This is a genomic window from Parabacteroides sp. PF5-9, assembly GCF_029893105.1.
Classification (GTDB): domain Bacteria; phylum Bacteroidota; class Bacteroidia; order Bacteroidales; family Tannerellaceae; genus JARXWG01.
Window position 1 is genome coordinate 41,407 of the sequence record NZ_JARXWG010000013.1, and the last position, 12,989, is coordinate 54,395.

13 protein-coding genes are annotated in these 12,989 nt (G+C 42.1%); 7 read left to right on the forward strand and 6 right to left on the reverse strand.

Annotated elements, in window-relative coordinates; translation table 11 throughout:
* Window positions 1-4: 4 nt before the first annotated feature.
* Together M2135_RS08785 and M2135_RS08790 are read right to left on the reverse strand one after the other, a co-directional pair.
* The gene (locus M2135_RS08785; RefSeq protein ID WP_280748117.1) at window positions 5-928 is read right to left on the reverse strand and encodes a transketolase C-terminal domain-containing protein; all 924 of its coding nucleotides are present in this window, start codon (window positions 926-928) and stop codon (window positions 5-7) included.
* Window positions 900-1,766 carry a transketolase gene (locus tag M2135_RS08790; RefSeq protein WP_280748118.1) on the reverse strand — a complete coding sequence of 289 codons (867 nt, stop codon included), beginning with the start codon at window positions 1,764-1,766 and terminating at the stop codon, window positions 900-902. The genes M2135_RS08785 and M2135_RS08790 overlap by 29 nt, the downstream gene beginning before the upstream one ends.
* Window positions 1,767-2,039: 273 nt before the next feature.
* On the opposite strand from M2135_RS08790, the gene ribB reads away from it, so the two are divergent.
* Complete coding sequence (gene ribB / locus M2135_RS08795) at window positions 2,040-2,654, forward strand: 3,4-dihydroxy-2-butanone-4-phosphate synthase (RefSeq protein ID WP_280748119.1); 615 nt, start codon at window positions 2,040-2,042, stop codon at window positions 2,652-2,654.
* A gap of 4 nt (window positions 2,655-2,658) precedes the next feature.
* Window positions 2,659-3,444 carry a DeoR/GlpR family DNA-binding transcription regulator gene (locus M2135_RS08800; RefSeq protein ID WP_280748120.1) on the forward strand — a complete coding sequence of 262 codons (786 nt, stop codon included), beginning with the start codon at window positions 2,659-2,661 and terminating at the stop codon, window positions 3,442-3,444.
* 14 nt (window positions 3,445-3,458) lie between these two features.
* Here the strand turns inward: M2135_RS08800 and M2135_RS08805 are convergent, their stop codons facing one another.
* Entirely contained in the window at window positions 3,459-5,828 is a 2,370-nt protein-coding gene (locus M2135_RS08805; protein WP_280748121.1) for a hybrid sensor histidine kinase/response regulator, read from the reverse strand.
* 239 nt (window positions 5,829-6,067) lie between these two features.
* Here M2135_RS08805 and M2135_RS08810 point away from each other — a divergent pair, with 239 nt between their 5' ends.
* Complete coding sequence (locus tag M2135_RS08810) at window positions 6,068-6,376, forward strand: hypothetical protein (RefSeq protein WP_280748122.1); 309 nt, start codon at window positions 6,068-6,070, stop codon at window positions 6,374-6,376.
* A gap of 269 nt (window positions 6,377-6,645) precedes the next feature.
* On the opposite strand, the gene purN is transcribed toward M2135_RS08810, so the two are convergent.
* On the reverse strand, window positions 6,646-7,212 hold the full coding sequence (purN, locus tag M2135_RS08815) for a phosphoribosylglycinamide formyltransferase (RefSeq protein WP_280748166.1): 567 nt from the start codon (window positions 7,210-7,212) through the stop codon (window positions 6,646-6,648).
* A gap of 157 nt (window positions 7,213-7,369) precedes the next feature.
* On the opposite strand from purN, the gene M2135_RS08820 reads away from it, so the two are divergent.
* The 3 genes from M2135_RS08820 to rnc all read left to right on the forward strand — a co-directional run bounded on the left by M2135_RS08820 (window position 7,370) and on the right by rnc (window position 9,730).
* Window positions 7,370-7,606: an acyl carrier protein gene (locus tag M2135_RS08820; RefSeq protein WP_106831692.1), complete on the forward strand. Its 237-nt coding sequence runs from the start codon at window positions 7,370-7,372 to the stop codon at window positions 7,604-7,606.
* 20 nt (window positions 7,607-7,626) lie between these two features.
* Window positions 7,627-8,883: a beta-ketoacyl-ACP synthase II gene (gene fabF, locus M2135_RS08825; protein ID WP_280748123.1), complete on the forward strand. Its 1,257-nt coding sequence runs from the start codon at window positions 7,627-7,629 to the stop codon at window positions 8,881-8,883.
* Between the two features lie 76 nt (window positions 8,884-8,959).
* Window positions 8,960-9,730, forward strand: coding sequence for a ribonuclease III (rnc, locus tag M2135_RS08830; protein WP_280748167.1), 771 nt, complete (start codon window positions 8,960-8,962; stop codon window positions 9,728-9,730).
* Here rnc and M2135_RS08835 read toward each other — a convergent pair whose 3' ends face one another.
* Entirely contained in the window at window positions 9,731-10,744 is a 1,014-nt protein-coding gene (locus M2135_RS08835) for an ATP-dependent 6-phosphofructokinase (RefSeq protein ID WP_280748124.1), read from the reverse strand.
* 80 nt (window positions 10,745-10,824) lie between these two features.
* On the opposite strand from M2135_RS08835, the gene M2135_RS08840 reads away from it, so the two are divergent.
* Window positions 10,825-12,342 carry a GH3 auxin-responsive promoter family protein gene (locus tag M2135_RS08840; RefSeq protein WP_280748125.1) on the forward strand — a complete coding sequence of 506 codons (1,518 nt, stop codon included), beginning with the start codon at window positions 10,825-10,827 and terminating at the stop codon, window positions 12,340-12,342.
* Between the two features lie 14 nt (window positions 12,343-12,356).
* Here the strand turns inward: M2135_RS08840 and M2135_RS08845 are convergent, their stop codons facing one another.
* On the reverse strand, window positions 12,357-12,965 hold the full coding sequence (locus M2135_RS08845; protein WP_280748126.1) for an L-threonylcarbamoyladenylate synthase: 609 nt from the start codon (window positions 12,963-12,965) through the stop codon (window positions 12,357-12,359).
* Window positions 12,966-12,989: the final 24 nt, after the last annotated feature.

Genomic DNA, 12,989 nt, shown 5'->3' on the forward strand with positions numbered 1-12,989 from the left:
GCTTTTATTTAATAAAATCCAGTGCTGCTTTTAGAATGCCTGCCGTGTCTAATCCGTAATGGGCGAATATTTCGGTAGCATCTCCATGAATAACATTCTCATCCGGTATCCCTATTATTTTGACCGGAACCGGTGTCTCTGACAATGTCTCCGTAACTAAAGCTCCTAATCCGCCAAAACGGCTATGCTCTTCTACGGTGATGATTCGCCCTGTTTCCTTCGCTGCTTTCAAAATAGCTTCTTTATCATAAGGCTTAATGGAAGCCATATCAAGTACACGTGTTTTTATTCCTTTCTCATGCAGTGCAAGACCTGCAAGATACGCATAGTAAACAGTTTCACCGGTGCCGATAATTGTTAAATCGTTTCCGTCCAACAGTAGATTGGCTTTTCCCAGTGTAAAATCGAAATCCTCATTTGTATATACATCCGGAACCGGAGCACGACCGACACGCACGTAGACTGGTTCCGGATAGTCTACCAAAAGTTTGACCAGTTTTTTCGTCTGGCGGGCATCACTTGGAAATACAATATTCATTCCCGGGAAAGTACGCAACACGGCAATATCATGTAGACTGTGATGCGTGGTTCCCAAGGCTCCATAGGCCACTCCTCCACTGACACCCAATATTTTAACGTTATTCTGACTATACGCGACATCCACTTTTATCTGCTCCAGACTACGTGCAACATAGAAGCAGGCGGGACCGCAAACAAACACTTTCTTGCCACTGTGAGCCAGTCCGGCAGAAATTCCTACGGCATTCTGTTCGGCAATTCCACATTCGACAAATTGTTCCGGCAGTTCGTTGGCAAAATCATTCAATGTCACCGAACCGCGGGCATCGGTAGTCACTGCTATTATATCCTTATCGGTACGAGCAAGTGAGAGTAATGTATCAGTAAAGCTCTTTCTGCAAGCAATCATATTTCATTTGTTTTTCTAAATTCTCAATTCTGTCTGAAATCTCTTGGATAGCTTGTTCGTATTGTTTGGAGCACGGAACCCCATGATGCCAGGCAAGCTCTCCTTCCATAAAAGAGACCCCTCTTCCCTTTGTGGTATGGGAAATTAATAGGTGAGGGCGGCGATTGTTATAGTCGATCGTATTGAATGTGTTGACTATCTCTCCGATCTGATCTCCGTTCATCTCTTTGACATCCCATCCCATAGCTGTCCAACGTTGATGCAGATCTTCTAAAGCCATCACTTCCTCGGTGGTTCCACTGATCTGTAAACCGTTACGATCGATAATAGCTACCAGATTATCCAATTTGTACTGATTGGCTGCCATTGCTGCTTCATAAATAGATCCTTCTCCTTGTTCGCCATCACCCATTAAGACAAATGTGTTGTAATTTGAACGATTCATTTTCGCCGCAAGAGCCGTACCTACACCGATCGATAGCCCATGTCCCAATGCGCCTGTATTGACTTCGATACCGGCTATTTTGTTCGTTGGATGACCGGCAAGGGGTGAACCAAATTCACCCAATGTGTTTGTGATATCCGGTGAAAGGAATCCTTTTGATTCTAATGTGACATACAACGCTTCGGCGCAATGGCCTTTGCTCAAGATGAAACGATCCCGTTCGGGGTCTTTCGGACAGGCAGGATCCACATCCATAATGTCGTAATACAACACAGTCAGTACATTCAGACAAGACAGATCTCCTCCGGTGTGAGCGGCTTGTGCTTTATATATAATCTCCATTAACCTTTTTCGGTTTCTTTCTGATTGAAGTTCTAATTCTTTTACTTTCATACCTTTTTGGCTATTATTCCAAGGCAAAAGAAAATATTTTCATTCTAAAAACAAGACAAAACGCAAATAATCATAAATATTTTAACAATAATTACATCTAAATCGAAAATAAAAACAGATTTTAGCAAGTGAAACAAAAACACAGAAGCAAATCGAAAGCAAATTTGCTTATTTTTGCTTTCGATAGTGGGTGTAATCTTCCAAAAAAGCATTTTTTATTTTCGTTTCTTTTAGAATTGACTAAATTTGCACCATTATTTAAACAGATACGGCATGCTCAATACGGTAGAAGAAGGGATAGCAGTTATTCAACAAGGTCAGGTGTTGATTGTTGTGGATGATGAGAATCGGGAAAATGAAGGGGATTTCATTGTTTCTGGTGAACATATCACCCCTGAGATAGTTAATTTTATGATTACATACGGGAGAGGTTTACTCTGTGTTCCGTTACCTCGCGCACGCTGCAAGGCATTGGAATTATATCCCATGACACAGGAAAATACATCTTTATTAGGTACTCCCTTTACCATGTCTGTCGATTTACAAGGTTATGGTTGTACCACAGGAGTGTCGACATACGACCGTTCTGCGACTATACGCGCGTTGGTTTGCGGAGAGATCGCACCTTCGGAATTGGCTCGTCCAGGACATATTTTCCCACTTTATGGGCAAGACAACGGCGTGTTGGCTCGTGACGGACATACCGAGGCATTGCTCGATCTGACCAGATTAGCCGGTTTAAAGCCGGGAGGCGCACTAATTGAAATATTGAACGAAGACGGAACAATGGCTCGTCTGCCTCAGCTACTTGAAATTGCCAAAAGATTTCAACTTAAAATTGTATCTATTAAAGATATTCAGGAATATCGTAAACGAAATAACATTTAGGCCAATGGCGCTCAATCGAAGAAGAATAAAAATATTGGATTTAATTCGTGAAGACGGACATGCTAAAGTACATGAACTGAGCAAAATATTCAAAGTAACGGATGTTACAATCCGTCAGGATCTTGAGATCTTGGAGAATTTAGGATATGTACAAAGAGAACACGGAGGAGCATTTTTAAAAGATATCGGTTCTCTGGTGAAATCCGGTCAAGTATTGAATCAAACACATATCGAAGAGAAAAGAGAAATTGCCCAGAAAGCAGTTTCTTTTATTCATGAAGGCGACAGTCTTATTCTTGACTCAGGATCCACAACGACTGAAATTGCTAAATTATTGATTAATTTCAAGGAACTGACAGTTATCACTAACGCACTTAATATTGCCTTAATTTTAGGGGAAAACCATGGCATCAACTTAATCGTTACCGGCGGTGAATTTAAACCTCCCACACTTTCTCTGACGGGAAAAATGGCCGCTGATTCGTTCAAGGATATTCATGTCAATAAACTTTTTTTAGCTACTGCCGGGATCTCTTCGGATATGCGCTTAACCTATCCCAGTTTAAGTGATTTAATGGTCAAATCGGCGATGATAAAGTCGGCTGACAAGGTTTTTTTAGTGGCCGACTCCTCCAAAATAGGCATTAGTGCATTTGCTAACCTTGGCTTTATATCCCTTGTTCATACAGTGATTACCGATAGTAAAATATCTGAAGAAAATTTAAAGAAGATGCAGGAACAAAATGTCGACGTATACCACTCTGAGATGTTGTACGGACAGGAGGTATAAATGTAAACGACCGATTACGGCAAATATTTCTCCTGCACTTCACCAAGAAACGCTTCCGTCAGATCGATCAGCCGGGTGATTTTCTCTTTCCATAAATAGTCTGTTGTTATATCACCGGGGCGTCGTATATCTATCTCCCAAAGAATGGTTATAATCTCTTTATCTGCTTCAAGCAGTAAAAACATCGGCGTCATTTTGTGACACACATAGTGTACTGTATCAAAGTCGTCCGCTTCGATACCTTCTTTTAATAACACCAGATGGTTAATGGCTGTATACAGGAATTGCTCGATCACCTCGATCATTTCGTCGGAAGTTTCGTCAAACAAACTTTCGGTTTCGAACTTTTCTTCTACATCTCCTCCGATCAACAACCGGAGATTTTTTAAGGTCACCGGTTTTTCCAGGAAACCGGTAAATCCTTCAATACAGGCTCTGTCGGTATGGTAGTCCATCCGTCCACTGGCAAGAATAACCGGTTTTTCAGGATCCCTTTCTCGTATTTGGGTAAGCACATCCTTTCCGGAGAAATAGCCCATCTCCATATCGGTCAGTATGGTGTCAAAATCAGCCAAGTGGGTGAGTGCTTTTTCAAATTCCGCCCAGATCTGACAGGTGACTACGTGGTGCCCCAGCTGTTCGCACAACTGACGCATCATCGTCAGGCTTGGCCCGTCATCATCAATGATCAACAAATTGCCGGCAACCGATTCAGTGACTATCTGCTCCCCCTTTTTTACGTTCAGATGAACAGTCACCCGGGTACCGTTACCTTCCGACGAATGATGGTATAACTCCCCTTCAAAAAGATCGACCAACCCTTTCACCACATACAGACCGAATCCGCTACCTTCTGCCAAGGCACTGTTTTCATCTACCCGTGTAAAAGGGAGATAGATCTTTTCCTGTTTATCGATAGGAATACCTACGCCGGTATCTGTTATTACAACCGTCAACACCTCTTCGTGATAATTTATTACAAAGAATATACTCCCTTCCTGCGTATATTTAATCGCATTAGAGAGGATATTTGTGATGATCTGCCGGATTCTTAAAGGATCGGAATAGAGTATTAACTCCGGATTAAAATTGGCATCATAAGTGAATGATAGTTTTTTTGTCTCTGCCAGCGGAGCAAACATATCATACAGTTCATCACATAATTCCAATAGAGAGAAATTTTTACAGACCAATTGCAAAGTCCCTTGTTCCAGGCGGGAAAAATCCAATAAGTTATTCAATAGTGCTAAAATATGTTTGCCAGAGTTCCGCATTGAAACAATCTCTTTGGCGCTTAGTTGCTGTTTTTGCCGGCTCAGTTCGAGATAACCCAATATAGAGTTCAAAGGTGTTTTAACATCATGAGCGACCGACAAAAGCAGTTGATGCCGGCTTTCCATAAGCTGCCGTGTCCGTTTGTTCGCCTCCTCCAACGCTATTCTGGCTTTATACCCCTTATTGACATCATGGATAATAAAGATGATGAACAGCAAAATTACCAACAACACAAAACCTCCACCAATCAACATTCTGATATTATTCTGTTTGGAGACTGTCTCTTCAGCTTCTATCTCGTCCAGACGAGAGTTAACAATCTGGCTATACAGCTGGATGAGCAAGTCGGATAGTTTGGAAGAAATATCCTGATCGGCCAGAATAAGCGAGCCGACCTGTCGTTCGAGCCGACTAATGTGCCTGGAATAATCTTCACGCGCTTCTTCAATCGCACGTTGTATCGGAAGCGTGTCGGTCTCCGTAATTTTTATCACATTGGTGGTGGTCTGTGCCACAGTGACAATCGTATCTTCCTTGGCTTGAGGGGAAAAAACATTGGAGAGTCGTTGCATAAAACTCTTTTTCGGAGCAGCCTGGACAAGAGTGTCCGAATAGGTAGTGACTATAGATGTGTCGGTATACATCTCTATCCGCTCGAGCGGCCGTTGAGCCTGTAACCGCAGCGAAAGCGAATCCAAAAGCGTCTGGTTATTGAACTGGAGGTTAAGCGCTGTCATCGACCGCCCCTTTTCCTTGAGCAGTACACTGATTTCAGACAAGATGGAATCACCGATAAAGAGTGCCTCTCCGGCTTTGATCGAGTCGATTTTTGATTCGATCTCCCCTACTTGCCGACGAAAGTTACGCAGATGCCTGTTGCGTTTTGTGCCTACATATAAACTGGCCTCTCCCTGTGCCTGATTGATCGCATGAATTAATTTATTGATTTCACCCAACTCCCGATTATATTCCTCCACAGTTATTCGTTTAGTACCGATATGTCGACTCGAAGAATAAAAGTAGAAGAAAACTGTTCCACATATAATGGCTACAAGCGCATATATAAGGAATACATTCAGCCGGATATTTGACTCTATACTCTTCTTCATGTTATGATACAAAGTAACAATAAAGTATGTAGTATTCCAATAGCACTATTTTACACATTGAAGTGTAAAATGATTATACACTTATACACATTCAAGATCTGTCGTTGATTCGCCTTTAAAACATATTTCACTATTAATAAGCAGTTTACGCGATATCTATTTTTTTGGCACGCCACTTGCAACTTCAATAAATGTAGTCATACAACATATATGTAAAAAACAATTTAAAACTAAAAACGATGAAAAAGGTATTAGTAGCAGTTGCATTAATGATGAGTGTAGGTTCGGTTTTCAGTGTACAATCTTCTGCGGTTGAGTCGGCAGCTTCTGTTGTAATGACAGAACAGGATGATACATACAAAACAGTAACTCTGGATCAGTTGAGCGCACCTGTACAAGAAGCGATCAAAGGATACGAAGAAGCTTACACCGTAAAAAGTTTAGGTTATAACGAAGAAAACAAACAGACACAGGTTACGCTTACGGCAAAAGATGAGAGCGGTGACAAGGTGGTGATCCTGGATAGCGAAGGAAAAGAAATTCAATAACTTCCCTTTTTGTTTCAAATCAAAGCCTTAACCAAAGGATTGTACATTAAACATGTTCAAGTTGAAAAGGGCATCCGGCGGGATGCCTTTTTTGCAATATCCCAACTGTTTTTTTGTGACACCTACCTCCGTTTTTTGTTAGAGGTACCTCTAAATGAATTTACACCTACCTCTAAACAGATTTAGACGTACCTCTAAATTATTTTAGACGTACCTCTAACAGAAAAGTGTTCATTTTGATTCTAAATGTTGATCCAGAGGATGCAACTTTATTCTGCAAGTAATTTTTCGATCACCTGTGGGAAATGGGCATATTCCAGTTTGTGTACTTTCGCTGCAACATCGTCGGGGGTATCCGATTGGAGAACGGGGCAGGAAGCCTGAAAGATAATCTGCCCTTCGTCATACTGTTCATTCACATAATGAATGGTAATGCCCGATTCATCTTCTCCGGCACCAACCACCGCTTCATGTACATGCATACCAAACATCCCTTTCCCGCCATATTTCGGAAGAAGTGCCGGATGGATATTGATTATCTTATGGGGGAACGCTTTTAATATCGGCTCGGAGATTTTATTCATAAAACCTGCCAGAACAATAAAGTCGATTTCATATGCGGCCAGTTTAGAAAGGATTGGTTCGCCGGATAAAAATTCTTCGCGGGAAAAGGTGAAAGAAGGAACTCCCAATGCATTCACACGGGCATGAACACCCACGTTTTTGTTGTTGGATAACACAAGTGCAACTTTAATGTCTTTATTATTAATAAAATAACGGGTAATATTTTCGGCATTCGTCCCTGAACCGGAGGCAAAAATGGCTATATTTTTCATCATTGATTGGCGCTAAAAATGCACATAAAAAGAAAAAATGTGCACTTTTGTGCATTTTTAGGTGATTATATTTGCTTTGTTACACAAAAAATATCTTTCTTTGCACTGCAAATTTAAAAAGTATATTTTGTAATTATTAATTTAAATTGAAAAAGTTATGTCTGAAGTTGCATCAAGAGTAAAAGCTATCATCGTTGACAAGTTAAGTGTTGAAGAAACAGAAGTAACAAACGAAGCAAGCTTTACAAACGATTTAGGAGCAGACTCTCTTGACACAGTAGAATTGATTATGGAATTCGAAAAAGAATTCGGAATCTCTATTCCTGACGATCAAGCAGAAAAAATTACAACAGTAGGCGACGCTATCGCTTATATCGAAGCTAACGCGAAGTAATTCCCCTTTTTATTTAACGTATGGAATTAAAAAGAGTCGTAGTAACAGGTCTTGGTGCTATTACTCCAATTGGTAACACCCTCGCAGAAACCTGGGAGGGTCTTATTAATGGGAGAAGTGGAGCAGGACCTATTACTCAGTTTGACGCTTCCAAGTTTAAAACACAATTCGCCTGTGAGGTCAAAGGTTTCGATCCGTTGGAACTGATGGATCGTAAAGAGGCGCGTAAGTGTGACCGTTATACCCTTCTGGCCTTAAAAGCTGCCCAGGATGCCGTGAATGATTCGGCACTTGATCTGGACAAGGAGAACCTTGATCGGATCGGTGTGATTTTTGCAGCAGGTATCGGAGGTATAAAAACTTTTGAAGACGAAGTGATGGGTTATGATCCGGAGCGAGGACCGCGTTTCAATCCTTTCTTTATCCCTAAAATGATTGCCGATATTGCTGCCGGACAGATTTCCATGAAATATGGATTCAGAGGGCCGAATTTTGCGACCGTATCGGCATGTGCATCATCGACGAATGCGATTGGGGATGCTTTCAACTATATTCGTTTAGGTAAGGCAAATGTAATTGTCTCCGGCGGTGCGGAAGCGGCAGTAGCCAAAGCGGGCATCGGAGGATTCAATGCGATGAATGCCCTTTCTACCCGGAATGATTCACCGGAAACTGCTTCCCGTCCGTTCAGCGCCAGCCGCGATGGATTTGTACTGGGAGAAGGTGCCGGTTGCTTGGTTCTGGAAGAGATGGAACATGCTTTAGCCAGAGGTGCTAAAATCTACTGCGAAATTGTTGGAACAGGGATGTCGGCCGATGCATATCACCTGACCGCTTCTCATCCGGAAGGATTAGGCGCCAAGCTGGTGATGAAAAATGCGTTGGAAGATGCCGAAATGAAACCTGAAGAGATCGATTATATCAATGTGCATGGAACATCTACTCCGGTAGGTGATATCTCAGAATCAAAAGCTATTCTGGATGTTTTCGGTGCACATGCATACAACTTGAACATTAGTTCAACCAAATCGATGACCGGCCATTTGTTGGGTGCGGCAGGTGCAGTTGAAACAATTGCCTGTATCATGGCGGTATGCGAAGGAGTTATTCCTCCCACAATCAACCACGAGGAGGGAGATAACGATCCGGATATCGACTACAAACTGAACTTCACGTTCAATAAAGCACAAAAAAGAGCAATCAATGCGGCGCTGTCAAATACGTTTGGATTTGGCGGACATAATGCCAGTGTCATTGTCAAAAAGTTTGTGAAATAACGTGTTGAAGGGATTAAATAAGAAAATAAGGCTCCTTAAAAACAGAGGTAAGGAGCCTTATTTGTCTATTTACAAGATGATCGGGTTTTACCCCGATAATGTCCAATTGTATGAACAGGCCTTTCTACACAAGTCCTCTTCGGTTGAAGCCGGTGATGGCCGATGGCTCAATAACGAACGATTGGAATTTTTAGGCGATGCTGTATTGGATGCGGTTATCGCCGATATTCTTTATAAACACTTTCCCAAAAAGAGAGAGGGATTCCTGACCAATACACGATCAAAGATCGTTCAGCGGGAGACATTAAACCGGGTCGCCGTGGAGTTGGGCATCGATAAAATGATGGTCTATTCGGCTAAAGTCAACAGCCACAACAACCATATGTACGGCAATGCGCTTGAAGCATTGATTGGTGCTATTTATCTGGATCAGGGATATCGGAAATGCTCGACGTTTATCCGGGAAGTCCTGATCAAAAAACACATCAACCTGGATCATATCGCCCGAAAAGAGGTGAATTTCAAATCGAGTTTAATTGAGTGGAGCCAGAAAAACAAATTAGAAATCTCTTTTGATCTGATCGAATCCTTTATGGATAACGAAGGTAATCCGGTTTTCCAGACAGCTATTTGCCTGGGAGAAATGCAGATCGGTATCGGTATCGGTTACTCCAAAAAAGAATCTCAACAACATGCGGCTAAAATGGCAGTCAAAAAACTGCGCACAGACAAAGAGTTCCAAAAAGTCATCTCTGAAATGAAGAAAAACAATACGGGTGAACTGACTGAAGAGAAAGAATTCGAAGAACTGCCGGATGAAAACGAAACGAATGAGAATAATGATTAATCATTTACCAAACGAGATTCCCATGCGTTTCCCTTGTTTAATCAGATCGTGATCCGAAGTAACAAGTTTTAGTTTGCCTGCCACCTCCTCCAATGGAATGGAATCGACAGTACCATCTTTGATACAGACCATTTTTCCGAATTGTTTATTGGCTATCAGTTCCGTGGCATGTCCACCCAGGCGTGTAGCCAGATTGCGGTCGTAAGGCGACGGATTTCCTCCACGTTGGGTATAGCCTAAAACGGTTTCACGGGTTTCAATACCTGTACCATCTTCAATGGCTTTCCCGATATAAGCCGCCGGCCGTTTCTTCTCCGGAGTGGATAACCCTTCTGCGACAACGACAATAGAATAAGGTTTGCCTCTGTGCGCACGGTCCATAATCGTGTGATTGACCGCTTCCATAGTATACCCCAATTCGGGTAAAAGAATGACATCGGCTCCTCCGGCCATCCCGGCATATAAAGCAAGCCATCCGGCATGATGCCCCATTACTTCCACCACCATCACACGGCGATGCGAACTGGCTGTCGAATGGAGACGGTCGATCGCCTCTGTTGCGATATTAACTGCCGTATCAAAACCAAAGGTAATCTCCGTCCCCCAGATATCATTATCAATTGTTTTAGGGACTCCTATGATATTTAATCCGATCTGTGAAAGCATATTGGCTGTCTTCTGCGTGCCATTCCCTCCGATACAAACCACACAGTCTAAACCTAATTCTTCATAATGCTGTTTAATGATAGAAGGTTGACCGCTTTCTTCGGAGGCCAATAATTTACGGAAAGATTTTTCACGGGATGTTCCCAGGATGGTTCCACCCAGATTGAGAATACCCGAAAGACTACGTTCATCAAGTTGCTGAGTCTCCTTTTTGAGTATCCCGGAAAAACCGTTATGGATACCAATAACCTCCATGCCATAATGCATGATGGCTGTTTTGCCGACACCACGAATGGTGGCGTTAATTCCGGGACAATCGCCACCTGATGAGAGTATGCCTATCTTCATAAGAAATAAATTATATGATTAGCAAAGATATAAATAAAAAGAGAATGCCTAACTTTGCACTTCATACAAATAAAAGGAGCATGGATATTTTAACAAAGACTGTTTCACCTTTTTTCCGTCATCGGCAAAGAAAGATCGAACTGTATGCCACAGAGACGGATCGTATTCAGGCAAGACAGTTGCAAACATTGCTCCACAAAGCCCGCAACACGCAATGGGGGTTAAAATATGATTATAAAAATATTCGGAATTATACTGATTTCCGTGAACGGGTGCCTCTGCAAACCTATGAAGATCTAAAACCTTATATCACCCGTATGATCAATGGGGAAAAGAATGTGCTTTGGCCGTCGGTTGTCCGGTGGTATGCCAGAAGTAGCGGCACGACCAATGATAAAAGCAAATTTATCCCTGTCACGGATGAGATTTTATGGCGATGCCATTACAAAGGAGGTGTAGACTGTGTTGCCCTCTATCTGCAAAACAATCCCTCCAGTCGCTTTTTTTCGAAAAAAGGATTGATCTTAGGAGGGAGTCATAGCCCCTCGCCTTTAAACAAACAGGCGCATCAAGGGGATCTTTCAGCCGTATTATTACAAAATCTGAATCCGTTGGTCAATATCATCCGGGTTCCTCCCAAACGGATCATCCTGATGGATGAATGGGAGAGTAAGATTCAAGCGATCGTTAAAAGCACAATAAACAAGGATGTGAACAGTCTTTCCGGTGTGCCTTCATGGATGCTTGTCCTGATCAAAGCAGTCTTGGAGAAAGCCGGGAAACAGTATCTGACAGAGGTTTGGCCGAATATGGAAGTCTTTTTCCATGGTGGGATCAGTTTCGAACCCTATCGCGACCAATATAAGGCATTGATTCCTTCCGATAAGATGCATTATGTGGAGACGTATAATGCGTCGGAAGGTTTTTTCGGTATACAGAACGATTTTACCGATCAAAGCCTGTTGATGATGCAGGACTATGGTACTTTTTACGAATTTATTCCTTTGAATGAGATCAATGATGCGCATCCGACAATTCTTCCATTAGAAGCGGTAGAGACCGACAAGAATTATGCGATGGTCATTTCCACCTTAGGCGGATTATGGCGCTATCAGATAGGCGATACGGTTCGTTTTACTTCTCTTTTTCCGCATAAATATGTTATTTCCGGCCGGACCAAACATTATATCAATGCTTTCGGTGAGGAATTGATGGTCGATAACGCCGATAAAGCAATTGCGATGACCAGTAGAATGACAGGCGCCAAGGTCAAGGAATATACTGCTGCTCCGCTGTTCATGCTGGATAAAGCTAAAGGTTGCCATCAATGGTTTATCGAATTTCTGAAAATGCCTCCTTCTTTAAATGAATTTGCTACGCTTTTAGATCAAACACTGCAAAGTCTGAATTCGGATTATGAGGCCAAACGGTATAAAGAGATTTCCCTCCAGCCACTGGAAATTGTAGTCGCACGTGAAGGCGCCTTTTATGACTGGCTGAAACAAAAAGGGAAACTGGGAGGGCAACATAAAATCCCCCGGTTAAGCAACGACCGCACACATATTGAGGAGTTATTGGCCATGAATCTATTTCAATAATTTCGCCTCTGCTTTTAATAGATCAACTCACCCTTTCCTTGTCGGGTTACTTCAAATTCATCCGTTGTCAGATCCACAATAGTAGACGCCTCTATCCCTCCGTAACCGCCATCGATCACTATATCTGCCAAGTCTTGATATTTCTCATAGATCAGTTCGGGATCTGTAGAGTATTCTATAATATCGTCGTCGTTATGGATAGACATGGTCATGACCGGATTACCCAAATTATGCACTAATTCACGGATAATGGCATTATCGGGAATACGGATACCTACTTCTTTTTTGTTTTTATAGATTTTAGGCAATTCATTGCTGGTAGGTAAAATAAAAGTAAAAGGACCCGGCAAATTCTTTTTCATCAGTTTGAATGCCGTATTACTCACTTTGGCATATTGGCTGATATCCGACAGGTCGTAACAAATAATAGACAGATTACTCTTTTGCGGATTAACCCCTTTGATCTGGCAAATCTTTTCCACGGCACGTACATTCATTGCATCACATCCGATGGCATAGACCGTATCGGTGGGATAGATGACCAGACCGCCTTCGCGCAAGGCATCAACAACTCTGTTTATTTCTTTCGGATGTGGATTTTCAGGATAGATCTTAATCAGCATACTTTTTCAATTGAAAATTGTTAA